General features: G+C 62.9%; 25 protein-coding genes and 1 tRNA gene. 14 read left to right on the top strand and 12 right to left on the bottom strand.

From position 1 onward, the window contains the following. Positions 1-11 precede the first annotated feature (11 nt). The 4 genes from A9K65_RS03285 to A9K65_RS03270 form a co-directional block, all read right to left on the bottom strand. Positions 12-812 carry an ABC transporter permease gene (locus tag A9K65_RS03285; RefSeq protein ID WP_013528518.1) on the bottom strand — a complete coding sequence of 267 codons (801 nt, stop codon included), beginning with the start codon at positions 810-812 and terminating at the stop codon, positions 12-14. After that, complete coding sequence (locus A9K65_RS03280) at positions 809-1,735, bottom strand: ABC transporter permease (RefSeq protein WP_084015515.1); 927 nt, start codon at positions 1,733-1,735, stop codon at positions 809-811. Before A9K65_RS03280 ends, A9K65_RS03285 begins: the two co-directional genes overlap by 4 nt. Then, the gene (locus tag A9K65_RS03275; RefSeq protein WP_063169709.1) at positions 1,735-2,817 is read right to left on the bottom strand and encodes an ABC transporter ATP-binding protein; all 1,083 of its coding nucleotides are present in this window, start codon (positions 2,815-2,817) and stop codon (positions 1,735-1,737) included. The genes A9K65_RS03280 and A9K65_RS03275 overlap by 1 nt, the downstream gene beginning before the upstream one ends. A gap of 82 nt (positions 2,818-2,899) precedes the next feature. Then, complete coding sequence (locus A9K65_RS03270; RefSeq protein WP_064992780.1) at positions 2,900-3,940, bottom strand: ABC transporter substrate-binding protein; 1,041 nt, start codon at positions 3,938-3,940, stop codon at positions 2,900-2,902. Here A9K65_RS03270 and A9K65_RS35580 point away from each other — a divergent pair. From A9K65_RS35580 to A9K65_RS03260, 3 genes are all read left to right on the top strand, one after another. After that, positions 3,921-4,127: a hypothetical protein gene (locus tag A9K65_RS35580; protein WP_198327560.1), complete on the top strand. Its 207-nt coding sequence runs from the start codon at positions 3,921-3,923 to the stop codon at positions 4,125-4,127. The genes A9K65_RS03270 and A9K65_RS35580 overlap by 20 nt on opposite strands. A 42-nt stretch (positions 4,128-4,169) precedes the next feature. Next, the gene (locus tag A9K65_RS03265; RefSeq protein WP_245321963.1) at positions 4,170-4,871 is read left to right on the top strand and encodes a GntR family transcriptional regulator; all 702 of its coding nucleotides are present in this window, start codon (positions 4,170-4,172) and stop codon (positions 4,869-4,871) included. A gap of 124 nt (positions 4,872-4,995) precedes the next feature. After that, positions 4,996-5,565 carry a TMEM175 family protein gene (locus A9K65_RS03260; protein WP_027161123.1) on the top strand — a complete coding sequence of 190 codons (570 nt, stop codon included), beginning with the start codon at positions 4,996-4,998 and terminating at the stop codon, positions 5,563-5,565. 28 nt (positions 5,566-5,593) lie between these two features. Here A9K65_RS03260 and A9K65_RS03255 read toward each other — a convergent pair whose 3' ends face one another. Both A9K65_RS03255 and A9K65_RS03250 read right to left on the bottom strand, forming a co-directional pair. Then, positions 5,594-6,352, bottom strand: coding sequence for an SDR family NAD(P)-dependent oxidoreductase (locus A9K65_RS03255; protein WP_064992782.1), 759 nt, complete (start codon positions 6,350-6,352; stop codon positions 5,594-5,596). A 277-nt stretch (positions 6,353-6,629) separates the two neighbouring features. Continuing rightward, entirely contained in the window at positions 6,630-7,523 is an 894-nt protein-coding gene (locus A9K65_RS03250) for a LysR family transcriptional regulator (protein WP_064993020.1), read from the bottom strand. Positions 7,524-7,656: 133 nt separating this feature from the next. Here A9K65_RS03250 and A9K65_RS03245 point away from each other — a divergent pair, with 133 nt between their 5' ends. From A9K65_RS03245 to A9K65_RS03235, 3 genes are all read left to right on the top strand, one after another. Next, positions 7,657-8,916 carry an MFS transporter gene (locus tag A9K65_RS03245; RefSeq protein ID WP_064992783.1) on the top strand — a complete coding sequence of 420 codons (1,260 nt, stop codon included), beginning with the start codon at positions 7,657-7,659 and terminating at the stop codon, positions 8,914-8,916. After that, a complete protein-coding gene (locus A9K65_RS03240) occupies positions 8,907-9,998 on the top strand; it encodes an alpha/beta hydrolase (protein ID WP_064992784.1) in 1,092 nt (363 codons plus the stop codon). The genes A9K65_RS03245 and A9K65_RS03240 overlap by 10 nt, the downstream gene beginning before the upstream one ends. 73 nt (positions 9,999-10,071) lie before the next feature. Next, the gene (locus A9K65_RS03235) at positions 10,072-10,542 is read left to right on the top strand and encodes a cyclophilin-like fold protein (protein ID WP_024502099.1); all 471 of its coding nucleotides are present in this window, start codon (positions 10,072-10,074) and stop codon (positions 10,540-10,542) included. A gap of 369 nt (positions 10,543-10,911) precedes the next feature. On the opposite strand, the gene A9K65_RS03230 is transcribed toward A9K65_RS03235, so the two are convergent. Both A9K65_RS03230 and A9K65_RS03225 read right to left on the bottom strand, forming a co-directional pair. Further along, positions 10,912-10,988 (bottom strand) — tRNA-Arg (locus tag A9K65_RS03230). Positions 10,989-11,311: 323 nt separating this feature from the next. Beyond that, positions 11,312-12,814: a HAMP domain-containing sensor histidine kinase gene (locus A9K65_RS03225; RefSeq protein ID WP_063170935.1), complete on the bottom strand. Its 1,503-nt coding sequence runs from the start codon at positions 12,812-12,814 to the stop codon at positions 11,312-11,314. A gap of 278 nt (positions 12,815-13,092) precedes the next feature. On the opposite strand from A9K65_RS03225, the gene rpmH reads away from it, so the two are divergent. The 4 genes from rpmH (at position 13,093) to A9K65_RS03200 (ending at position 16,161) form a co-directional block, all read left to right on the top strand. Beyond that, positions 13,093-13,227 (top strand): 50S ribosomal protein L34, encoded by a 135-nt coding sequence (rpmH, locus tag A9K65_RS03215; protein ID WP_008833937.1) that lies wholly within the window; start codon positions 13,093-13,095, stop codon positions 13,225-13,227. Positions 13,228-13,243: 16 nt separating this feature from the next. Further along, positions 13,244-13,597 (top strand): ribonuclease P protein component, encoded by a 354-nt coding sequence (rnpA, locus tag A9K65_RS03210; protein ID WP_013528505.1) that lies wholly within the window; start codon positions 13,244-13,246, stop codon positions 13,595-13,597. A 14-nt stretch (positions 13,598-13,611) separates the two neighbouring features. Then, the gene (gene yidC / locus A9K65_RS03205; protein ID WP_064992785.1) at positions 13,612-15,423 is read left to right on the top strand and encodes a membrane protein insertase YidC; all 1,812 of its coding nucleotides are present in this window, start codon (positions 13,612-13,614) and stop codon (positions 15,421-15,423) included. Between the two features lie 177 nt (positions 15,424-15,600). Then, positions 15,601-16,161 (top strand): fasciclin domain-containing protein, encoded by a 561-nt coding sequence (locus A9K65_RS03200; protein WP_064992786.1) that lies wholly within the window; start codon positions 15,601-15,603, stop codon positions 16,159-16,161. Positions 16,162-16,346: 185 nt separating this feature from the next. On the opposite strand, the gene A9K65_RS03195 is transcribed toward A9K65_RS03200, so the two are convergent. The 3 genes from A9K65_RS03195 to A9K65_RS03185 are packed head-to-tail and all read right to left on the bottom strand — an operon-like array spanning position 16,347 to position 19,634. Further along, complete coding sequence (locus A9K65_RS03195; RefSeq protein WP_064992787.1) at positions 16,347-17,888, bottom strand: DHA2 family efflux MFS transporter permease subunit; 1,542 nt, start codon at positions 17,886-17,888, stop codon at positions 16,347-16,349. Beyond that, positions 17,885-19,177 (bottom strand): HlyD family secretion protein, encoded by a 1,293-nt coding sequence (locus A9K65_RS03190; protein ID WP_084015517.1) that lies wholly within the window; start codon positions 19,175-19,177, stop codon positions 17,885-17,887. Before A9K65_RS03190 ends, A9K65_RS03195 begins: the two co-directional genes overlap by 4 nt. Then, positions 19,170-19,634 carry a MarR family winged helix-turn-helix transcriptional regulator gene (locus tag A9K65_RS03185; RefSeq protein WP_064992788.1) on the bottom strand — a complete coding sequence of 155 codons (465 nt, stop codon included), beginning with the start codon at positions 19,632-19,634 and terminating at the stop codon, positions 19,170-19,172. The genes A9K65_RS03190 and A9K65_RS03185 overlap by 8 nt, the downstream gene beginning before the upstream one ends. A 178-nt stretch (positions 19,635-19,812) precedes the next feature. On the opposite strand from A9K65_RS03185, the gene A9K65_RS03180 reads away from it, so the two are divergent. The 3 genes from A9K65_RS03180 to yihA all read left to right on the top strand — a co-directional run bounded on the left by A9K65_RS03180 (position 19,813) and on the right by yihA (position 21,546). Next, the gene (locus A9K65_RS03180) at positions 19,813-20,127 is read left to right on the top strand and encodes a hypothetical protein (protein ID WP_024502096.1); all 315 of its coding nucleotides are present in this window, start codon (positions 19,813-19,815) and stop codon (positions 20,125-20,127) included. 124 nt (positions 20,128-20,251) lie between these two features. Continuing rightward, on the top strand, positions 20,252-20,890 hold the full coding sequence (locus A9K65_RS03175; protein WP_027161114.1) for a CatB-related O-acetyltransferase: 639 nt from the start codon (positions 20,252-20,254) through the stop codon (positions 20,888-20,890). Beyond that, positions 20,887-21,546 (top strand): ribosome biogenesis GTP-binding protein YihA/YsxC, encoded by a 660-nt coding sequence (gene yihA, locus A9K65_RS03170; RefSeq protein WP_024502094.1) that lies wholly within the window; start codon positions 20,887-20,889, stop codon positions 21,544-21,546. Before A9K65_RS03175 ends, yihA begins: the two co-directional genes overlap by 4 nt. 91 nt (positions 21,547-21,637) lie before the next feature. Here yihA and A9K65_RS03165 read toward each other — a convergent pair whose 3' ends face one another. Continuing rightward, a complete protein-coding gene (locus A9K65_RS03165; protein ID WP_013528496.1) occupies positions 21,638-22,372 on the bottom strand; it encodes a TetR/AcrR family transcriptional regulator in 735 nt (244 codons plus the stop codon). Between the two features lie 132 nt (positions 22,373-22,504). On the opposite strand from A9K65_RS03165, the gene A9K65_RS03160 reads away from it, so the two are divergent. Beyond that, on the top strand, positions 22,505-23,704 hold the full coding sequence (locus A9K65_RS03160; RefSeq protein ID WP_013528495.1) for an HlyD family secretion protein: 1,200 nt from the start codon (positions 22,505-22,507) through the stop codon (positions 23,702-23,704). The last annotated feature ends 12 nt before the right edge of the window (positions 23,705-23,716 follow it).

Below are 23,716 nucleotides of genomic sequence, written 5' to 3'. Positions count from 1 at the left end.
ATCTGGTGAAATCAATGCCGCCGGCCGAAGATCTGCGCAACCGACAACAGCACGACCGACAGAACGATCAGGCAGGTCGAGATGGCGGCGATCGTCGGGTCGATCTGGTCGCGCAGCGCATTGAACATGCGGCGCGTCAATGTCGTCGTCTCGCCGCCCGAGATGAACAGCGACACCACCACTTCGTCGAAGGAGGTGATGAAGGCGAACAGCGCGCCCGAGACGATCGAGAAGCGGATCTGCGGCATCGTCACCTGCCAGAAGGCGGCGACGCGGCCGGCGCCAAGGCTGCGCGCCACGCGCTCCTGGTCCATGTCGTAGGAGCGCAATCCAGACAGCACGGTCAGCACCACCAACGGCAGCGCCTGCACCGTATGCGCGATGACCAGGCCGGTCAGCGTGTTGTTGAGGCCGATGCGCGCATAGAGAAAGAAGGTGCCGATGCCGATCAGGATCACAGGGACGATCAGCGACGCCGTCAGCAGCGCGTTGATGGTGCCGTTGAAGCGCAGCGTGCCCCGGTTGATGGCATAGGCGGCCGCGGTGCCGAGCGGCGTCGCCATCAGCACGGTCATGACAGCCACCTTGACCGAGACGATCGTGGCATCGCGCCACTCCAGCGAACCGAAATAGGCCTGGTACCAGCGCAGCGACCATTGCTGCGGCGGGAATTGCAGCAGCGTCGAATCGGAAAACGACATGATGACGATGATGATCGACGGTGCGATCAGGAACAGCAGCACGAGGCCGCCGAGGCAATAGAGCCATAGGCGTTGCCGGTGCGAGATAGGCAGGCCGAGATCCCTACTCATCGTGAACTCCACACGCCGGTGGCACGCGCGCCGAGCAGCCACTGGAACAGGCCGAGAAGCGCCAGCGTCACCACCAGAAGCACCACGCCCAGTGCTGCACCCGCGCCCCAGTTTGAATAGAGGCTGGTGGTCTGTTCCATGCGCATCGCCCACATGATGACCTTGCCGCCGCCCATCAAAGCCGGCGTGACGAAGAAGCCCAGGCAGAGCACGAAGACGATGACCACGCCCGAGGCGAGGCCTGGCAGCGACAGCGGAAAGAAGATCTGCCGGAAGGTGGCAGCCGGGCCGGCGCCGAGATTCATGCCGGCGCGCAGGCAGTCGGTGTCGATGGTCTTCATCGAGGCGTAGAGCGGCAGCACCAGGAACGGCAGCAAGATATGCGTCATGCCGATGACGACGCCGGAAAAATTGTTGGCAAGCGATAGCGGCTGGCTGATGATTCCGAGATCGATCAGCCAGCTGTTGATCAGTCCCTTGCGCTGCAGGATCACCAGCCAGGCATAGGTGCGCACCAGCACCGATGTCCAGAACGGCAGGATGACGAAGATCAGGCAGATCGACGCCGCCCGCCGCGGCAGTTGCGACAGCATGTAGGCCAAGGGATAGCCGAGCAGCACGCAGGCGCCGGTGACGATGAAGGCGACCTTGAAGGTGGTGATGAAGGTCTTGATGTAGGAGGCCTGCTCGAAGAATCGCGCATAATTGGCGGCGCTGAAGCCGCCCGCTTCGTCGAACAGCGACAGCCAGAACAGCCAGCCGATCGGCACGATGATGATGGCGAAGACCAGAAGCAGGCTTGGCGACAACAGCGCCAGCAGCCGTAGTGATTCACGCCGGGCGTCGGCGTGAAGTCCCTGCGTGTTGAACTCCCGGCCTGCGGCGCTGCCGATCTCTTCCATGAGGGCGGGCTGCGCGCTCATCAGTCTGCCGCCACCAGGATCGTGTCCTGCGCATCGAGACCGAATGAGACTGGCTGGCCGGGCGCCGGCATTTTGGCCAGCACATCGCTGCGGCAATAGTCGCGCAAAGTCAGCTGGCGGCCGTCGCGCAACGCCGCGTAGCAGACGAAGCTGTCGCCCTGATAGATGATGTCGCTGACTTTCGCCTCGAGCACGTTGACGCCGCTTGTCGGTTCGGCGTCTGCCAGGAGCCGCAGCTTTTCCGGCCGCACCACCATCAGGTGCTGGCCTGCCGCCGGCACTGGTGCCGCGGTGTGGATTCTCCGGTCCTCGTACCAGACGGAGCCGTTGCGGCACTCGACCGGAATGAAATTCGATTCGCCGATGAAGCCGGCTACAAATCGCGTTTGCGGCCTGGCGTAGAGCGTTTCAGGCTTGTCGAGTTGTTCGATGCGCCCGGCGTTCATGACCGCGATGCGGTCGGACATGGTTATGGCTTCGCGCTGGTCGTGCGTGACATAGACGGTGGTCATGCCGAGCCGGCGATGCAGGGCGCGCAGCTCGATCTGCATGTGCTCGCGAAGGCCCTTGTCGAGCGCCGACAAGGGTTCGTCCATCAGCACGATGCGCGGCTCGAAGACGATGGCGCGCGCCAGCGCCACACGCTGTCGCTGGCCGCCGGAGAGCTGGTCGACCCGGCGCTCGCCCAGGCCCTGCAATTTCACCAGATCGAGCGCCTTCTCGACACGTTCGGCCGTCTCGGCGGCGGCGACGCCGCGCTGCTTCAGCGGAAAGGCGATGTTGTGGAAGACGTTCATGTGCGGAAACAGCGCGTAGTTCTGGAACACCATGCCGATGTTGCGCTTGTGCGGCGGCGTGGTGATGATCTCGTCGCCGCCGACCTTGATCGAGCCGGCATTGGCCCGCACGAAACCGGCCAGGATCATCAGCAGCGTCGTCTTGCCGGAACCGGAAGGGCCGAGCAGCGTCAGGAATTCGCCGGCCTCGACATCGAGGTTAAGGTCGCGCAGCACAGGCACGCTGCCAAATCGTTTCTCGATCCCGCGCATGCCGATGGGCAACGCGGATGGCGCAATGGACAAGATTTTTCGCTCCTTAGCCGCAGAGAACAGGTGGCGAGGCAGTGGCTGGTTACGCTGCCCGCCGTAAGCTTGTGTCCGCGGCCTATTGCTGGACCAGATTGTTGAACTTTTCCGTCGCCTCGACCAGATTGTCGCGCCAGAATTCTGCATCCTGCAACACCTGCTTCTTGACGTTTTCGGGCGCCGAATTGATGTCCTTGATCCTGTCCTGCGGGATCTTGCCGGTCTCGAAAGCCTTCTCGTTTACTGGGCCATTGTCGACGTAGAGCGGCAGATTGGCCTGTAGCTGCGGGCTGACGAACATCGCAAGCGCCTTCATCGCGGCTTCCTTGTTCTTGGCACCCTTGGGGATGACCATGCAGTCGGCGGTCAGCACGCCCTGATCGAAGGAGAAACTGACCGGCGCGCCTTCCTTCTTCAAGGTGCCGGCGCGGCCGTTCCAGATGCTCGCCATGTCGACTTCGCCGTCTTTCACCAGTTGCATGGCCTGCGCGCCGGAGGTCCACCAGGCGTCGACATGGCCACGGATCTTGTCGACCGATTTCAGCGCGCCGTCGACATCCACGGGATAGACCTTGTCGATCGGCAGGCCCGAGGCGAGAGCCGCGACGCTCAGCGTTTCGGTCGCCTGGCTGCCGCTCAACGCGCGCCGTCCCGGAAACTTTTCCACGTTCCAGAAGTCGGCCCAGGTCTTGGGGCCTTTGTCGCCGAACACATCAGTCCGGTAGATCAGCACGACGGAGGTGTAGGAAATGCCGACCCAGTCATCGTGGACAAGCTTCGGGTTGATGCCGGTCTTATCGATGATGCCGTAGTCGAGCTTTTCGAACAGCCCTTCCTTCGAACCGCGTGCGCATTCGTCGGCGCCAAGCTCGGTGATGTCCCATTTCACCGCATTGCCGGTTACCTGCAGCCGTACGTCGTCGAGGCCGTTGGTGGTGTCCTCCTTGATGGTGATGCCGAGCGCGTCGGCGGTCGGCTTGAAGAACGCCTTGGTCTGCGCTTCCTGGTAGGTGCCGCCCCACGAGGCGACGGTGATGGTGTCGCCCGCCATTGCGGGGGCCGCGACCGCTGCCATGAGGGCGGCCACCGCGACAACGCTGATGCTTCTGATCCTGTTCATTTTAGGCTCTCCACCGGTGTTCCCATTGTTTTTGATTTCGCATGCTATTTTGTATACAATTTTGAGTGTAGCTTCGGGATCAGCGATGTCAACACCGATCGGCGCGCCTGGGGTCGTCGACCCGGGCTGGGAGATGGGGCGCCGGGGCGTGGCAAACCGCGCCGACTTTGAATACAGCTATGCGTGAGAACATATGCCGGCGGAAAGACCGGAGAACTGGAAACGGAACTTGGCCAAGGAAACCAAAAACACGCTGCGCGACTCGGTCTATTCCGCGCTCAAGGCGATGATCGTGACCGGCCAGATTCCGCCGGGCTCACGCGTCACCGAAAACGACATCGCGGCGAAGCTGACTGTCAGCCGCACCCCGGTGCGCGAGGCCTTCAACCGCCTCGAGCGCGACGGCCTGGTCACCGGCCGGCCGCGCCAGGGCTATGTCGTCCCCGAGTTCGACATCAACATGTTCCGCGAGGCCTTCGAGATCCGCGAACTGCTCGACGGCCACGCGACGGAACTGGCCGCCGCTGCTGCGACGGAACAGGACAAGGCGCGGCTGCGTGTCATGCTGGCCGAATGCGAGCGGCTGGCCGCCATTCCGGAGCGCACCACGCGCGAAAAATTCCAGGAGCTCGAAGTCGGCATCGACCTGCACCGCGTGATCGCCGAAATCAGCGGAAATGCGATGCTGCATGGCATGCTGTGCGGCATCCTCGACAAGTGCCAGCACTATGTCTGGACCGAACTGTTGTGGCTCGACGAATGGAAGATCGCCCGCGACGAGCATGCCGAGATCGTCGAGGCGATCTGCGCCGGCGATGCCGCCCGAGCCGGCACGCTGGCCCGCGCCCACGTAAGGGGCTCGCGCGACAATGTGCTGCGCCTGCTGCAGGCGAAATCGGACTACCAGAGTTTTCTGGCCAAGGCGTCCTGAGCGGCGCTGGTGGCGGCGTCAGATGGTCCGAGCGGCCATGGATATTGCTATCGACAGCACTACTATATGTCTCACGAACTGCGACGAGGACGGTCCAGTGCTTCCCTCGACAGGGCTCGATCGGTTGAGCGCATTTTCGGATGGCGTGTTCGCCGTCCTCATCACGGTGCTGGTCCTCGACTTGCGCCCGCCGGAGTTGCCGACGTTCAAGGCGCTTCTGGAGCTCTGGCCGACATGGCTGAGCTACAGCGTCAGCTATCTCTTCATCGCCATCGTCTGGGCGAACCATCATCATCTGTTACGCCACGCCAGGGAGGCGACAGCCAGCCTGATGTGGTACAATTTCGCGCATCTGTTCTCGGTTTCGCTGCTGCCGCTGGCGACCGCGTGGATGGCGGTCAGCGAGCTGGCGCCGCAGCCGGTCGCCTTCTACGCCGCCGTCTTCTTCCTGGTGAACCTGACCTACATTCTTCTGATCCGCGAACTCATCGACCCGATGCCGGAGAACGCGGTTCCGCTCGCGGTGCGCAAGCGCATGCGCATCCGGTCGCTCGCGACGCTCTGCCTATTCGCGCTGGCGGGGCTGGTCGCCCTGAAATATCCAGTCGCGGGCTTGGCGATCTGTTGCTGCTGCTTGGCCGTCTATCTCAGGCCGGAAGCGCCGGGGGCAGGCAAAAGCTCGGGCAAAGGCTGAATTCTCGCACCCGACGCGTTGGACGGCTTCAGCCCTTGCGCTCCTGCAGGCTGTTGCCGCCATCGACCACCAGCAGGGCGCCGTTGACATAGCTGGCGCCTTCCGAGGCCAGGAACACGACCGCGGCGGCCACCTCATCCGGTCGCCCGGCCCGCGCCGGCGGCGTATTCAGGGCGGCTTGCCGCTCCATCTCGCTCGACGATCCCGTTTCGATCCAGCCGGGAGCCACGGCATTGGCTGTGATGCCGCTTTTCGCCACTTCGAGCGCCAGTGTCCGCGTCAGGCCGACCATGCCGGCCTTGGCGGCGGAATAGGCTGATGTGCCTTCGAAAGACACCAGCGGCCCGGTGACCGACGCCACATTGACGATGCGCCCATAGCCCGCTTCGACCATCGCCGGCAGAAACGCCTTGGTGACGAGGAATGCGGTCTTAAGGCTGACGTCGATCCCATGGTCCCAGTCGGCCTCGGTCATGGCGAGAAACGACTTGTCGACCGATGGCGATGCCAGCGAGCCCATGCCGGCATTGTTGACCAGGATGCCGACCGCGCCGACATCGGCCCGCAGCCGCGCGACATCGGCAGCGATGGTGAGATCGGCGACCACGGCCTTGGCGTCGATGCCTTCTGCACGGAGCTCAACGGCGCGATCGAGCACACGCCCACTGGCACCGGTGAGAAAAACGGCATGGCCGGCATGGCCGAGCTGGCGGGCAATGGCGAAGCCGATGCCGTCGGCCGCTCCGGCCCCGGTGATCAAAGCGCGCTTGATGGGGGTAGAGGTCATGGTCAAATCAGGCTCCGCTGGTTGCGCCTGTCGCGGTCTTACCACGCACATTGGGGTGATGGCGCTGCGAAGATTTGCTCTGCAACATCCCGCCCCGCTTTGCGTTCTCGACGTGCGAAGACGAGCCGAACGAGGCGTGGCGATAGAGCGGGCGTGGCAAGGACGATCTTGATGCCCGAGATCCGGAAAATACCGTGTCTTCCGCAGGTGGGTGCTATGCGAGCGGGGCGAAACGGGCTCAGCGTGGAGCCAATCGCGCGGGTTAGATCCTCTTGTCTCAATTCCGATGTCGTAGCGTGTCGACGATGACCTTGAACGCGGGAAGATTCTGACGACGGCTCGGATAATAGAGGAAATAACCGTCGAAGAAGGGCGACCAATCATCGAGAACCTGCACCAGCAGGCCCGAGGCGATGTGCTGCTCCACGATGTTCTCGGGCACATAGGCGATGCCGTAGCGGTGCACGGCTGCGTCGATCATGGCGTAGGAATTGTTGAAGGTCAGCTGGCCGTTTACCCGGACGCGCAACGCCTGCCCATCCTTCTCGAACTCCCATGCATAAAGACCGCCGGCGGTCTCGTGACGCATGTTGATGCAGACGTGGCGGATCAGGTCCTGTGGGTGCTCAGGCACACCACGCGCGGCGAAATAGTCGGGAGAAGCCACGGCCACCAAACGCCAGTCCGGACCAATTCGGACCGCGATCATGTCCTTCTCGACGCTCTCTCCCAACCGGACGCCCGCGTCGAAGCCCTCCTCGACGATGTTGCGGAACGTGCTGTCCAGGATCAGTTCGACACCGATATCGGGATAGGCGCTGAGGATCGGCTTCAGCTTGGGCCAAACCACGCTTTCAAGCGCGTGGTCGGACAGCGTCAGCCTGATCGAGCCCGAGGGTTTTTCACGAAACGCCATCAACGCGGCGATCTCATCCTCGATTTCGCCGATGCGCGGGGCGATCGTCTGTAACAGCCGCTCGCCTGCGGCGGTCGTCGCGACATTGCGCGTGGTGCGGGTCAGGAGGCGTATGCCCATTTGCGCTTCGAGCTGCTTGATCCTGTGACTGAGCGTCGACTGCGCGACGCCGAGCTTTGCCGCCGCCTTGGTGAAGCTGCGCTCCTCGGCGACGGCCTGAAACCACGTCAGTTGATTGAGGTCGGTTTTGGCCATGAGCTTCTCTCGTTTGCCATGCCGCAGCACATTATTCGATGTGGTCGATTAGTTCATGCGAATTTCGATGGCTAATCGCTTTATGGCAAAGCCACTAGTTTTGCGTTGCAACAATTCAGCAGGAGCAAACGACATGGCGATTGCCGCCGCAACCGATGCGGATAGCAAACCGGACGCCGCCTGGGGCGCGGTTCTTTCGATGGCACTGTGTGTGGCAATGCTGATCGCCTCGGAATTCATGCCGGTCAGCCTGCTCACCCCCATGGCCGAAGGATTGCGCGCAACTGAGGGACAGACCGGACAGGCGATCTCGATCAGCGGTCTTTTCGCCATAGCGGCGAGCATGGTCATCACCACTGCCGCTGGAATGCTGAACCGCAAATGGGTTCTGGTCGCGATGACGGCTTTCATGCTGTTGTCACTGGTTCTGGTTGCGGCGGCCCCGAATTTCTCCGTGCTGATGCTCGGTCGAGGCCTGTTGGGCATCTGCATCGGCGGCTTCTGGGCACTGGCCACCGCCGTCATCATGCGGCTGGTCCCTGAAAGGGATGTGCCGCGCGCGCTCGCCTTGATGTATGGCGGACAGGCGATCGCTGCGGCCTTCGCCGCGCCGATCGGCAGCTATCTCGGCGCCGTGTTCGGCTGGCGCGCGGTGTTCTGGGCGCTGACGCCAATCGTCGCCATCAACCTCGTCTGGCACTTGATCGCGCTGCCGTCGTTGCCCGCGCGCCAGCGGCAGGATTTCCGGGCGATGTTCGGCCTGCTGAAGCGCCCCCATTTCCTGCGCGGCCTTATTGCCTCGATGTTATCCTGGGGCTCGGCCTTCACCATGTTCACCTATCTGCGCCCCTTCCTGGAGCAGGTGACGGGCGTCAACGTGGGGACGCTCTCGATCCTGTTGCTTGTACTGGGCTGTGCGGGCTTCCTCGGAACATGGGCGGCAGGGCGTATCGTGAGCGGCAATGTCGCACCGCTGCTGCGGTTGCCCGCGCTGCTGATGGGCGGCTGCACGCTGGGGCTCCTGCTTCTCGGCGGCTCGGTAGCCGCCGCCGGCCTCTTCCTTGCTCTCTGGGGCGCGACGAACACCGCAATGTCTGTGATCTGGATGACGTGGATGTCCCAAAACGCGGACGATGCGCCGGAAGCCGCCGGAAGCCTGATGGTCGCAGCCATCCAGGCGTCGATCCTGCTCGGTGCCGTGGTCGGCGGGCTGCTGCTGGATGGCATGACGGTCTTCGCGACCTTCGCCGGCAGCGTAGTTCTCGCCGGCATTGCAATCGCCCTGATCGGCAATGGCCGGCGGTTGCTGAAGCCCGGACGCCCCGCACTGACGTTCGTTCAACGAACTGCCCAATCCCAATTCATACCAACAGGAGATCGGAAATGCCCATGAATACCCCTGACACGAAAAATTCGGCAAGCGTCATCCACCGGCGCGAACTGTTGAAGTTGACCGGCGCAGGCGTCGCCGCCTTCGGTGCAGTTTCAATATCCAACCCCTTCAAAGCAAAGGCTCAGATGTCAAAGCAATGGGATAAGGTCTTTCCGCTCAGCGATAAGATCGATCACGAGAAGATCACGTTCAAGAACCGCTACGGCATCACACTATCGGGTGATCTCTATCTGCCGAAGGACCGGGCCGGCGGACGTCTGCCGGCGCTTGCCGTCGGCGGTCCGTTCGGCGCTGTTAAGGAACAATCCTCTGGCCTTTACGCGCAGACGATGGCCGAGCGCGGCTTCGTCGCACTGGCTTTCGATCCGTCCTACACCGGCGAAAGCGGCGGCGAGCCGCGCAATCTCGCTTCGCCGGACATCAACACCGAGGATTTCAGCGCGGCCGTCGACTATTTCGGCCTGCACGCCGCCGTCGACCGTGAGCGCATCGGCGTCATCGGCATCTGCGGCTGGGGCGGCATGGCTTTGAATTCCGTCGCCGCAGACAAGCGCGTCAAGGCCGTGGTGGCGAGCACCATGTACGACATGACCCGTGTTATGTCGAAGGGCTACAACGACAGCGTGACCCCCGAACAGCGCGCACAGACATTGGAGCAACTGGGTCGGCAGCGTTGGACGGATGCGGAAAACGGCGCGCCAGCCTATCAACCACCCTACAACGACCTGCACGGCGGCGAGGCGCAGTTCCTGGTCGACTACCATGACTATTACAGGACGCCGCGCGGCTACCATGCGCGCGCGGTCAACTCAGGCAATTCCTGGACGCAGACCACGCCGCTGTCGTTCATGAATATGCCGATCCTGACCTACATCGCGGAAATCTCGCCGCGCCCGATCCTGTTCATCCATGGCGAAAAGGCCCATTCGCGCTACTTCAGCGAAACCGCCTTCGCGGCAGCGGCGGAGCCGAAGGAACTCATGATCATTCCAGGCGCCAGCCACACCGATCTTTACGACAAGGTGGACGTGATCCCGTTCGACAAGCTGACCAGCTTCTTCAACCAGCATCTCGCTGCCTGACCAGGTCGTATCGTCGAAAGGTGCGGCCGTGTGCAGGAACGATGGACATGGCCGCACCACCGGGAGACTTTAAATGACACGCGCCGCCGTATGGCTTTCACGCCGCACCTTGCTGGCAGGTGCTGCCAGCCTCGCGCTCCCCTCTTCGGTGCGCTCTCAGACCGACGCAGCCACGGATAGGAAAGGAGCCACCATGCGCCTTAGATTCATCTTCGGGGATCAGGATTTCACGGCGACGCTGGAGGACAATCCTTCCGCGCACGATCTGGTCTCGATCCTGCCGCTGGATCTGACGATCGACGACTATTCGACCAACGAGAAGATCGCCTACCTGCCGCGCAAGCTCACCGAGGAAGGCAGCGGTCGCTTCGGCAACGAGGCGACTGGCGATCTCTGCTACTACGCCCCCTGGGGCAATCTGGCGATGTTTCATGGTCCCTACCGCTGGTCGCGCGGCCTGATCCGGCTCGGGCGACTGGACCAGGGCCCGGCGCCCCTTCTGACGCGCGGAGAACATCCGCTGCGCGTCGAAATGCTTTCCTGAACCCGGGAAGGCCGCTGCGCACGGGGACAATGCCGCGGATGCCGGACAAAACCGAAGCAGGTTTCGAGTGACTGACGCACGCCGACCAAGTGGCATGAGCGCCTGCTGACCTCGATCCATGATCTGATACAAATGATGCTCGCCTATCGGGAGATCGCTGTTAGATCGTCGTCGGCACCATCCACATCGCCAATCACCGCTTGGAGCTCCGCCCCGACCGCGTCGGAACTCCGCCAATCTGAAGAGATTCGAACTCTTTACTGCCTAACGCCGCCGTTTCTACGCTTTTTCGCTCGCAGGCTATTCCCCGCTCGTCGCGTAGGCACCAATTCGGCAGCTATATCGTCGCATAGAAACGATGAATGGTTTTGGCGCGCCCGAAGAGATTCGAACTCCTGACCCCCAGATTCGTAGTCTGGTGCTCTATCCAGCTGAGCTACGGGCGCGCAACAGGCCATGCTTTCCATGACCCCGCGATCCGATCGTGAACGACCGGTCGCGACGAGACGTGTTCCCTAGCGACTGAATTTCCGAAAAGCAAGCCGATCCGGCAAAAGTTTTGTCGCAGGCGTGTCATCCGGCAATGACAGCTCGCTTCTCGGCGCCTCAAAACAACCAAAGCGCATCGTGTCTGGGTGGTTCAGACGATGCGCTTTCCATGCATGCCGGCCTCTCAGGGCAAAAGGCCGTTTCGCGGGCGACATGTTTCTGGAAGGAAGGGGTGAGACCGAAAAGCTAGGTGTTGCCAAGCGGAAACCGGTCAAGAACCTCACGCCGGGCGGCGCAGGCCGTTGCGGGCCTGGTCGAGCCGGACCGGCTGGTCGGGGATGGTGACGGCGAATGTGGTGCGCCCGCCAATGCTCTCGACCAGCTCGACCGTGCCGCCATGCGCGCGGATCAGTTCGTGCGCGATTGCCAGGCCAAGGCCGGTGCCGCCGCTGCGCGCCGAGCCGCGAAAGGCCGCGAACAGGTTTTCGCGCGCCTTGGGCGGCAGGCCGGGGCCGGTGTCGCTGACGGCGATGCGGCTGACGCTGCCCAGGCGCACGGCCGACACCGCCAGGCGGCGCACCAGGGCGCTTTCACTGTCGGCCGCCATCGCCTGCACGGAATTCCGGCACAGATTGGTCAGCACCCTGAACAACTGGTCGGAATCGGCATCGACCTCGAAGGCCGGCTCGACCGAATTGACGAACTCGATGCCTTGCTCGATGTCCAGCAGGCCGTGCACGTCCTCGACCAGTTGCCGCAGCCTCAGGCGTCGGCGCGCCGGCGGCGGCTCCTGCGTGCGGCCGTAGTGAAGCACGCCTTCGGAATAAGACACGGCGCGGTCGAGCGCGCGCAGCAGTTTCGGCGCGAAGGCCTGCACCGTCGGATCCTTGACCTGACGCAAGCGGTCCGACATCAGCTGCGCCGAAGCCAGGATGTTGCGCATGTCATGGTTGATCTTGGAAACCGCCAGGCCGAGATCGGCAAGATGCTTCTGCTCGGAGAGCATTTTTTGCAGCCGTTCCTGCATCTGCGACAGCTCGCGCTCGGCAACGCCGATCTCGTCGGCGCGGGCAGCCGGATGGATGATCCGCCCGGGATCGTCGGGCGCCTCGGAGAAAGATAGCATCGAGCGCGTCATCGTCCGGATCGGCCCGATCATGATCAGGTCGATGGCGGCGTAGACCAGCATGGCGGTGAACAGCGAGATCAGCAGCGAGACGAAGGCGACGTTGCGCGAATAGCGCAGCATCGCATTGCGCAGGCTGTTGTCGGGCATGATCAGCTCGAACTCCTTGTCGGACTCGCCGACCGGACCGAAGACGCGCAGCATCCGGTCGCCGCCGAAAAACAACGTGTCGAGCGCGCCGGTCATGCCCTTGATCATGCCGATCGAGGCGATATCGATGTGTTCGTCGACCTTCGGCGGCATTTCGGCCACCACCAGCAGCCGCGAGACGCCTCCGTCGCGCACCGCGATCGCCTTGGCGCCGATCGCCATCAGCACGTCGTTCTGCGCCGTGCGCGACAGCGAGGTGGGTTCACCCTGCACCAGCACGATCGACACCGCCGCCGCCGTGCTCAGCCGCTCCTTCAGCCAGTTCAGCCGGTAGCTCGCGATCCAAGGCAGGAAAATCAGCACTTCGGCCAGCAGCACGAAGACGATGGTCAGCAGCAGCAGCTTGGTCGACAGGCCGCGCGACAGCGGAACCGTGCGCACGCTGGCCGGCGCCTCGGTGGACCCCGCCGTGCCGATCCCTTCCTGGGCCTGTATGGTTTCGCTCATGCGGCTAATGTCTTCACGATCACTTGATCAACGCAGATTAGGCGATTACGGCTTTTTTGCCAATTTCATCCTTGGTCGCAAACATAAACCGGCCTGAATGGCGAAGCTTTCGGCCCGACGACTCCGGATTGACTTCCAAAAGCCTTCTTTCTATAAGCCCGCACACGCTCGGGCCATTCGTCCCGGCGCGGTTTCGATCGCGCCAAAGCCGGCCCGGCAAAGCTCCTGTTACACAGTGACAGAATCAAGAAGGGCCGCACCCCGCGGTATTAAAACAAATGAAGCGTACCTACCAACCGTCCAAACTCGTCCGCAAACGTCGGCACGGCTTTCGTGCCCGCATGGCCACCAAGGGTGGTCGCGGCGTCGTCGCAGCTCGCCGCAACCGCGGTCGCAAGCGGCTCAGCGCCTGAACGGAAGACGAGATCGTTGCCCGCATCCGGCAAGCCAGTGGGACCAAATCCCAAGCGGCTTCTGAAGCGCGCGGAATTCCTGGCTGTCCGTCGTGGTGAAAAACGACGCGGGCGGCTTTTTCTCGTCGAAGTTCTCGACCGCGGCGACGGCCTGTCGCCGCGCGTCGGCTACACCGTCACCAAGAAGGTCGGCAATGCGGTTGTCCGCAACCGCGTCCGGCGGCGGCTGCGAGAAGCCGTCCGTACGCACGCCGCAAGTGACATGGCGCCTGGCAATGACTATGTCATCGTCGGGCGCGAAGACGTGCTTACCACTCCGTTCGGCCAGTTGAAGGCCGAACTCTCCCGCCGACTGCGCGGAACACGATAGGCCAAGGGCTTTCGATGGAAAACAACCGGAACTTCTTCATCACCATCGCGCTGTCGGTGCTGATCCTGGCGGTATGGCAATATTTTTATGTGTTGCCGCGCAGCGAAGCGCAGCGCGAGGCCGCCCGCGTCGAACAGCAGCGCGTCGAGGAGCAGAAGAAGGCCGCCGGCACCAGTCCCGGTACCGACACCGGAACGCCCGCCGCCCCTGGCGCCATTCCCAACGCACCCGGCACCGATGCCGTGAAGCCGGCCGGCCGCGAACAGGCGCTCGCCACGACGACCCGCGCGAAGATCGACACGCCGAGCCTCGAGGGTTCGATCAACCTGACCGGTGCCCGTCTCGACGACCTCAAGCTCAAGCACTACACCGAGACGGTCGACAAGAACTCGCCCGAGATCAGCCTGCTCAACCCGGCGGCACTGCCCAATGGCTACTATGCCGAGATCGGCTTCGTCGGCAACGACAAGACCGGCGCGGTGCCCGGTCCCGAAACAGTGTGGGCTGTCGACGGCAATGCGACACTGACGCCGACGACCCCGGTCACGCTGACCTATTCGAACGACAAGGGCCTGACCTTCAAGCGCACCTTTTCCGTCGACACCAACTACATGTTCACGGTGTCCGACACGGTGCAGAATGCCGGCACGGCCGCCGTCTCGCTGTCCAATTACGGCCGCGTCACCCGCTTCGACAAGCCGCTCGTTGCAAGCACCTATGTGCTGCATGAGGGCCTGATCGGCTTCACCGGCACGGAAGGCCTGCAGGAACACAAATACGCGTCCATCGAGAAGGACAAGCAGTTCACGCCGGGCAAGTCGACCGACGGCTGGCTCGGCATCACCGACAAATACTGGGCGGTGACGCTGGTGCCGACCGAGAAGCAGCCGTTCCAGCCGCGCTATGCCTATTTCGAGGACGGCCGCCATCGCTACCAGTCCGACTTCCTCACCGACCCGATCACCGTCGATGCCGGCCAGTCGGCGACGGTGGAGAGCGAGATCTTCGCGGGCGCCAAGGAAGTCGGGAAGATCAACGCCTATGCGGAAGACCGTCATATCAAGCGGTTCGACCTTTTGATCGACTGGGGCTGGTTCCACTTCATCACCAAGCCGATGTTCTGGCTGATCGACACGCTCTACAAATTCTTCGGCAATTTCGGCCTGGCCATTCTCGCCACCACCGTCATCGTCAAGGCCATCTTCTATCCGCTCGCCAACAAGTCGTACGCGTCGATGGCGAATATGAAGAAGGTGCAGCCGAAAATGCTCGAGATCCGCGAGAAATACGCGGACGACAAGATGAAGCAGCAGCAGGCGATGATGGAGCTGTACAAGACCGAGAAGATCAACCCGCTTGCCGGCTGCTGGCCGGTGGCGCTGCAAATCCCGGTCTTCTTCTCGCTCTATAAGGTGCTCTACATCACCATCGAAATGCGGCACGCGCCGTTCTTCGGCTGGATCCAGGATCTGGCCGCGCCCGATCCGACGTCGCTGTTCAACCTGTTCGGCCTGATCCCGGTCACCCTGCCGCACATGCTGATGATCGGCGTCTGGCCGTTGATCATGGGCGTCACCATGTTCCTGCAGATGCGCATGAACCCGACGCCGCCGGATCCGACGCAGGCTGCGATCTTCACCTGGATGCCTGTCATCTTCACCTTCATGATGGCGGGGTTCCCGGCCGGCCTGGTCATCTACTGGGCCTGGAACAACACGCTGTCGATCCTCCAACAGGGCATCATCATGAAGCGCCAGGGTGCCAAGATCGAGCTGTGGGACAATCTGGTCGCGCTGTTCCGAAAGAAACCATCACCGGCCGAATAGAAGGCGCAGCGCTTTCTCCAGCCTTCAAAGCCCCGCCTCGCGCGGGGCTTTTCGTTTAAGCAGCTCCGGCATCACGTTCCCGTGATCGGCGAAACTTGCGCCGCGTCGGCGGCGTGACTGCCCGTGCGTTTCCAAAGGCTATCAATTCCGATCAGCCCTCACACGGAGGAAGACCACATGCGCTTGCCGTCATTCAGGATCATCGCCCTTTCCGCACTCGTCGCCGGCGTGGCGATTGCCGCGCCCGCCTATGCCAAGAACCCGAATGTCGGCGGCGCGCCGATGTACACAACCAAGACCATCGTCGAGAACGCCGTCAATTCGAAGGACCACACGACGCTGGTCGCCGCGGTCAAGGCTGCCGGCCTGGTCGACACGCTGCAAAGCGCTGGCCCGTTCACCGTCTTTGCCCCGACCAACGCAGCGTTTGCGAAACTGCCCAAGGGCACCGTCGACACGCTGCTGAAGCCGGAGAACAAGGGCAAGCTCACCAAGGTGCTGACCGCGCATGTCGTGGCCGGCAAGATCTCCGGCGCCGAGATGATGAAGAAGGCCAAGGCTATGGGCGGCAAGTACGAGATGAAGACCGTCTCCGGTGACACGCTGACCGCCGAAGTCAAGAAGGGCAAGCTCTACATCATGGATGAGTCAGGCGGCGAGGCGCGAGTGACGATCGCCGACGTCAACCAGTCGAACGGCGTCATCCATGTCGTCAACAAGGTGTTGTTGCCGAAGTAACGGCTTTCGGCAAAGGGGATCAAGGCAGGTCCGTTGGGGCTTTCTCGGGCCTGCCATCCCCGCCTCATGACGAGGTGCCATGTTTCTTGGGAAGTCGTATCGGCATCGGCCGGGGTCCTGTCCCTCACAGGACCCCGGTTTCTTTTTGGCTGTTGCCTGTGCAGCCGGATAAGTTTCGAGCGTCGTCACTCCATCACGGCGCTGTGGTCGATCTTGGCCGGAGTCGCCGGCTTGCGCAGCAACAGAACCAGCGGAATGGCGGCAAGCGACAGGATCATCATCAGCTTGAAGTCGTTCATATAGCTGATGATCGTGGCCTGCAGCGTCACCACGCCGTCGAGCGCGGCGCGGCCCGCGGCGCTGTAGGGATCCATTGCCTGGAAGATCGCCGGATTGCTGAACGCCTGGTTGTAGGGTGTCACATAGGTGGCGATGTTGGCGTGGTTGATCTGCACGTTCTGCGTCAACAGCGCGGTGACCACCGAGATGCCGACGCTGGAGCCGATGTTTCGTGACAGATTGTAAAGGCCTGTGCCTTCCGCGCGCCGCTCCGGCGCCAGCGTGGCGAAGGTGATGGTGGTCAGCGGCACGAACAGGAAACCCAGGCCCGCGCCCTGGATGAAGCCGGTGCTGATGATCGTCCATTGCGAGACGTCAGGCGTCCAGCCGGTCATGTCGTACATCGCCCAGGCGGTGACCAGCAGGCCGGTTAGAAGCAGCCAGCGTGTGTCCACCTTGCCGATCAGCCTGCCGACCAGGAACATGCAAGCCATGGTGCCGAGACCGCGCGGCCCCATGACGATGCCGGCCGTCACCACCGGATAGCCCATCAGCGTCTGCAGATAGGGCGTCATCAGGGCCAGCGAGGCCAGATAGGTGATGCCGATGATGAAGATGAAGATCATGCCGACGGCGAAATTCCTGTCGAGGAACAGCCGCGGGTTCACGAAGGTGTTTTTGGCGGTGAAGGTGTGGACGAGGAAGATGTAGAAGGCCGACGCGCAGATCAGCGCCTCGACGATGATCTCGGACGACGAGAACCAGTTGAGCTGCTCGCCGCGATCGAGGAACATCTGCAGCGACGCGATGGTGACGCTGAGCATGCCGAAGCCCAGCCAGTCCAGCCTGGCCTTGAGGTCCGTCTTGGTTTCCTGGACGAACATCGAGACGCCGGCGAAAGCCAGCGCGCCGATCGGTACGTTGATGTAGAACACCCAGCGCCAGCTGACATTCTCGGTCAGCCAGCCGCCGATGACCGGCCCGAGCACCGGCCCGACCATCACCGAAACGCCGAACAGCGCCATCGCCGAGCCGCGCTCCTCGACGCTGTAGATGTCGAGCAGGATGCTCTGCGCCAGCGGCACCAGGGCTGCGCCGAACAGGCCTTGCAGCAGGCGGAAGCCGACGATCTGCGGCAGCGACTGCGCGAAGCCGCACAGCACCGACGCGACGACGAAGCCGGTGATCGAGATCAGCAGGATGCGCTTGCGGCCGAAGCGATTGGCAAGATAGCCCGAAGGCGGCGTCATGACGGCTGCCGCGACGATGTAGGACGTCAGCACCCAGTTTATCTGGTCGGCGCTCGCCGAAACGCTGCCCTGGATATAGGGCAGCGCCACATTGGCGATGGTGGTGTCCAGCGCCTGCATGATCACGGCCAGGATCACGCAGGCGGTGATGGCGCCGCGATTGGCGACCACGCCACCTGTCGCGGACGCGCCGGTCATGACTTTTGTCCGAACCGACCGAGGAGGTCCGTCACGAAGTCCGGCAGGCCGCGCGCATGGCCGGTATCGATGCCGACCACGACGCTCATCCCGCCGCGCAGCGGCGGCTTGCCCTGGAGATCGTCCACCGTCACGCGCATCGGAATGCGTTGCACGACCTTGACCCAGTTGCCGGTGGTGTTCTGCGCCGGAAGCAGCGAGAAGCTCGACGACGACGCCGGGCTGATCGAGACGACCCTGCCGTGCCAGACGGCACCGGGATAGCTGTCGACGCTGATCGTCGCCGTCTGTCCCGGCCGCACATAGGTCAGTTCGGTTTCCTTAGGCTCCGCCGCGATCCACAGCTCGGTCGCCGAAATCAGGCTGAACGCCGGCTGCGAAGCCGGCAGGTACTTGCCGACCTGAAGCGCGTCGACATTGGTGACGATGCCGTCGAATGGCGCCTTGACGATGGAATCGGCAAGGTTGCGCTGGGCGTCGTCCACCGCCGACTGCGCCTGGAGATAGAACGGGTTCTTCTCCACCGGCTGGCTGGCGTCGCCGCCGAGCTGGGCAAGCGTCGCCTGTGCCTGCGCTTGGGCAACGGACACTTTCTGGCGGGCGGCGACGAGGTCGTGCTGGGCGCTATCGAAGGTCGCCTTGGAGGAGGTGGAGGTCTTGAGCAGATCCTGCTGGCGTTGGAAAGCGGCCTCGTAATAGGGGATGTCGGCCTGCGCCTGCTCGATCAGCGCCTGCGACTGCTGGTAGCTCGCCTGCAAGGTCAGCACCTGGTTGCGCACTGTGCCGAGCTGTGCCTGGGCGGCGGCAAGAGCGGTTTCGAAAGAGGCCGGCCGCAACCGGAAAAGCACCTGGTCCTTCTTCACCGCCTCGTTCTCGTGCACGTCGATCTCGGACACAGTGCCGGAGACATCGGTGGAAACGCCGAGCGACTGCGCCTGGATGTAGGCATTGTCGGTCGTCATGACCTGGCCGCCGATGACGTAGTAATAGCCGCCGACGACCAGCGCGAACGGAAGCAGGGCAAACAGGATCGGCCGTGCCCGGCCGCGCTTGGGCTTGACCGGCGCCGGAGGCGCCACCGCAACCCCGGCCTGGCGTGGCTCCTTGGACGGAGCCTCGAGCGCCGCCGGCTCCAGGGCGACCGGTGCTTCGAGCTCGTCATTGTCGATGACGGTGCTGGCTCGCCTTTGCTCGCGTTCGCTGTCCAGCCGGATGACCTGGTCGCGCGCCCGGTCGGCGGCGGATCCGTCTTCTTCGACAGGCTTCTTTGGTGAGGTTGATTCAGCCATGTGTTTTCTCCCGGTCGGCGGCAGGCTGGGCGCAAGCCGCGAGCAGATTGGATTTGATGAGGGATAGGGTTTGCAGCAGATGCAGTTGCGCATCCGCGGAAAGGCCGACAAAGGCCTCGTCACGCGTCTTCCGCCCATTGCCGCGCATGATTTCGATCAGTGGATGGGCTTGCGGCTTCAGGTACAGCAGCCATGCCCGGCGGTCAGCGGGATCGGGCCGGCGCTCGATGAAGCCGCTTGCTTCCATCTTGTCGAGCAGCCGGGCGAGCGTGATCGGCGTGATCTCGATCAGGTCCTCCAGTTTGTTCTGGTGGATGCCTTCATGCAGGCTGAGATAGGCCAGCACCTGCCACTGGGCGCGGGTCAGCCCCGATGCCCGCGACCTCTGCTCGAACCGCTTTCGAAGCAGGCGCGCGACATCGTGCAGCACGAAGCTGATGTTGGGTGACGATGGCATGGGAGGTACTGGAGTTTTTCGGCGCGACTGTTAGTGAGCATGCTTATTATCATCATGCACATAATCTTGCTGGACGCGGTGCGCAAGACGGACTAAGCCCGCCTGGAAAAAATGACGCATGGGCTGCGACCCACCCAAAGGCTCAGGTAGCGGGCTGTTGCCGGGCAAGGATACGACGATGAATTGGCTGAAGATCGCGACCGTGGCGGCCATTGCGGGATGGCCGGGCATTGCGCTCGCAAAGGGCGCCGTCAGTTGCGGCGGCGCCGCCATGCTGGGTGGCGCGCAATTGAACTGCAGCCACGTCGAACCCCAGGCGCCGCCTCAGTTTTGCACCTATAGCTGGGCTCTCCACATGCCGGCCGGCGACCAGAAAATCGTTGAAGGCAGCTTCATGCTGCCGCCCGGCGCCACGAATGTCACCGTCTATCAGGGCAGCGGTTTCGACAGTGCGCTGTCCGATCCGATCGTGATTTGCCGCGGCAGCAAATGAGCAAGGCCGTCAAGGAAAGCTCGCTCGTCGCCCGATTGGTGCTATAGGGCGGATCACGCTATTTTGAACGGGCGCATTCGAGTTTCGGATGCACCTGGCGGCCATTTCTCTGACGGATTTCGACATGGACGGACCCAACCCAGACATCAAGCACCCGATCCCGATGCATACCCGCGTCGGCTTCCTCAAGGGACTGGTGAACGCGCCGAACATCGAGATCGGCGACTTCACCTATTATGACGACCCCGACGGGCCGGACAAATTCGCCGAGAAATGCGTCCTGCATCACTATCCGTTCATAGGCGACAAGCTGATCATCGGCAGGTTCTGCGCCATCGCCGAGGGCGCGCGCTTCATCATGAACGGCGCCAACCACGCCATGTCCGGCTTTTCGACCTATCCGTTCAATATTTTCGGCCATGGCTGGGAAAAGGGTTTTGATCCGGCGACCTGGTCGAAGGAGGTGCGCGGCGACACCATCGTCGGCAACGACGTCTGGATCGGCATGGAGGCGGTGATCCTGCCCGGGGTGGAAATCGGCCACGGCGCCATCGTCGCTGCGAAATCAGTGGTGACGCACGACGTGCCGCCCTATGCGATCGTCGCCGGCAACGCGGCCAAGGTGGTAAAGATGCGTTTCGACGACCGGACAATCAGGCGGCTGCTGGCGGTGGCGTGGTGGGACTGGCCGGTAGACAAGGTCAGCCGCAACCTCGATGCTATCCGGGGTGCCAATATTTCTCTTCTGGAGGCAGCAGCTTGAACGCTCTGAACAGCAGCATAATCGGCACCGAACTGTTTACGCGAGGGTGGATCTTCATCCGCGGCGTGCCGGCGATGAAGTTCCTGCCACCGGAAGGGCCGCCGGAAATCGCCTTTGCCGGCCGCTCGAATGTCGGCAAGTCGTCGCTGATCAACGCGCTGGTCAACCAGAAGGGGCTGGCGCGCACTTCCAACACGCCGGGGCGCACGCAGGAGCTCAACTATTTCGTGCCGGATGGATTTTCGGGCGAGGGCGCCGACCTGCCGCCCTTGGCGCTGGTCGACATGCCCGGCTACGGCTACGCCACCGCGCCGAAGGAGAAGGTCGACGAGTGGACCAAGCTGGTCTTCGATTACCTCAAGGGCCGGGTCACGCTGAAACGCGTCTATGTGCTGATCGACGCCCGTCATGGCATCAAGGCCAAGGACGACGAAGTGCTGTCGCTGCTTGACAAGGCGGCGGTGTCCTACCAGATCGTGCTGACCAAGACCGACAAGATCAAGACTGCCGGCGTGCCGAGGCTGATCGAGGAGACGCTGGCAAAGATCAAGAAGCGGCCGGCGGCGTTCCCGTTCGTGCTGGCCACCTCTTCTGAAAAGGCCGAGGGCCTTCAGGAATTGCAGGCAGCCATCGTGCTTGCCGCCAATGGCGGCTAAAGCATCCGCACCTTAGAACAATTCTAGGAAAAGTGTGAAGCGGTTTTCCGTTCAGAATTGCGTCTAAACAAAGAGTTAGAGCATGGTCTGGCTAGGGCTTGGCCTCGATAGCAATCGTCTGATGGCCTTCTTCCGCCACAAGCCTTTCGGTGCCGTAGGCCTTCAGGAACATGCTGACGCCTGACCTGACGATGTGGTCGATCTCGTCCTGGGTCGGGGCCTTGGTGCGGTAGGCGAAGATGCACTGGCGGAACAGACCGGCCAGGCACAGTTCGGTGAACTGATAGGCGGCAAGATCGACATCGTCGATGCGCAGCAGGTCGCGCTCGATGGCGGCATTGAGAAAGGCCGCGACCTTGTCGTGGCCACGCTTGGGACCGCGCTCGTAAAAACGCGCGCCCATGTCGGGGATACGGTCTGATGCCCCGATCACCGTGCGCTGCGCTTGGACGACCTTGGCCGACGTGATCTTGAGAGCCAGCACCTTGCCGAACTTCACCAGCGTCTCGCGCAGGTTGTCGGCGTTGTCCAGCACGTCATACATGTTCTTGAAGATGGTGCCGCGCTCTTCCTCGATCAGCGCCTCGAACAGCTCTTCCTTGTTGGCGAAGTAGACGTAGATCGTACCCTTGGAGACGCCGGCCTCGCGGGTGATGTCGTTCATCGAGGCGGCTTCGAAGCCCTTGTCGATGAAGACACGACGGGCGCCGTCGATGATCTGGCTGCGCTTGGCCGGATCCTGCCCCGCGGCCGGGCGGCCACGACGCAAGCTTTCCAACAGGTCGTCACACGACTCGTTTTCGACATTGGGCGGGGTCTCGGCCATGAAAGTCACACCTCGAAAATAATTCGAACCAAGCGGTTCGATTGCCCTTGATATGGTCCTCTTTACGCGCTATGTCAACGGCCGGATCGAACCGAACGGTTCAGTATTATATTATAACTTTAGAGAGATGTCATGTCCTCGAACGCGCCGACCACTGCCGAAGTCCGTCCCTTCCCCAACGCCAAGGTTGCGCCAGCGACGGAAGCACCGGAAGTACCTGTCCAGCCCGTCTCGTCGCCGCCGGCAGAGGCTCCGGCCAGGAAGAAGCGTTCGGTGCGTTCCTTCCTGCTGCCGGTCATCGGTGTTGCCTTGTTGGGCGCCGGCGCCTGGTATGGGTACGACTACTGGACAACGGGCCGCTTCATGATCTCGACGGACGATGCCTATGTCCAGGCGGACATGGCGTTCATCTCGCCCAAGATTTCCGGCTATGTCGATCAGGTCAAGGTCAGCGAGAACCAGCTGGTCAAGGCCGGCGATCCGCTGCTCGTCGTCGATGACGGCGATTACAAGATTGCCGTCGCCCAGGCCGAGGCGCAGATCGCCACCTTGAGCAAGACGCTCGACCGTATCGACGCCCAGACCGACGCGGCCCGCGCCTCGCTGCAGCAGGCCCAGGCGCAGAAGGTCGCCGACCAGGCCGCGGCCGACAACGCAGCCAAGGTCGCGGCGCGCGCCTCGCAGCTGCTCAAGACCCATGTCGGCACACAGGCGCAGCTGGACGACGCCCAGACCGCGGTCCAGCAGGCCGATGCCGCCCTTGTCGGCGCCGACGCACAGATCGCCGCCGCGCAAGCCAATATCGGCGTGCTGCAGGCGCAGCGCGCGGAATCGGCGAGCACGCTGGCGTCCCTGCAGCTCAGCCATGACAAGGCGCTGCGCGATCTTTCCTTCACCGTGCTCAAGGCGCCATATGACGGCATCGTCGGCAACCGCTCGGTCGAGCAGGGCGACCTTGTCAGCCCCGGCCAGAAGCTCGCCGTCATCGTGCCGATGGACAAGCTCTACATTGTCGCCAACTTCAAGGAGACACAACTTGCCCGGCTGGTTCCCGGCGAGAAGGTCAGGATCTCGGTCGATGCGACCGACGGCCAGGACTTCGAGGGAACCGTTTCGTCGCTGGCGCCGGCTTCGGGTGCCGTGTTCTCGCTGCTGCCGCCCGAAAATGCCACCGGCAACTTCACCAAGGTCGTGCAGCGCGTTCCGGTCCGCATCGATGTGCCGGCCGATGCGCTGAAGAGCGGTAAGCTGCGCGCCGGCCTGAGCGTCGTCGTCGCCGTCGACAGCCGCACCGCCCCATCCGGGTCGGCGTCAGTGGCAGCGTCGAATTGAGCGGCGGCCGGG

The organism is Mesorhizobium sp. WSM1497 (assembly GCF_001672455.2).
GTDB lineage: Bacteria > Pseudomonadota > Alphaproteobacteria > Rhizobiales > Rhizobiaceae > Mesorhizobium > Mesorhizobium ciceri.
Note: the sequence above shows the minus strand (reverse complement) of the source record. Positions and strands in the feature narration are given on the sequence as shown.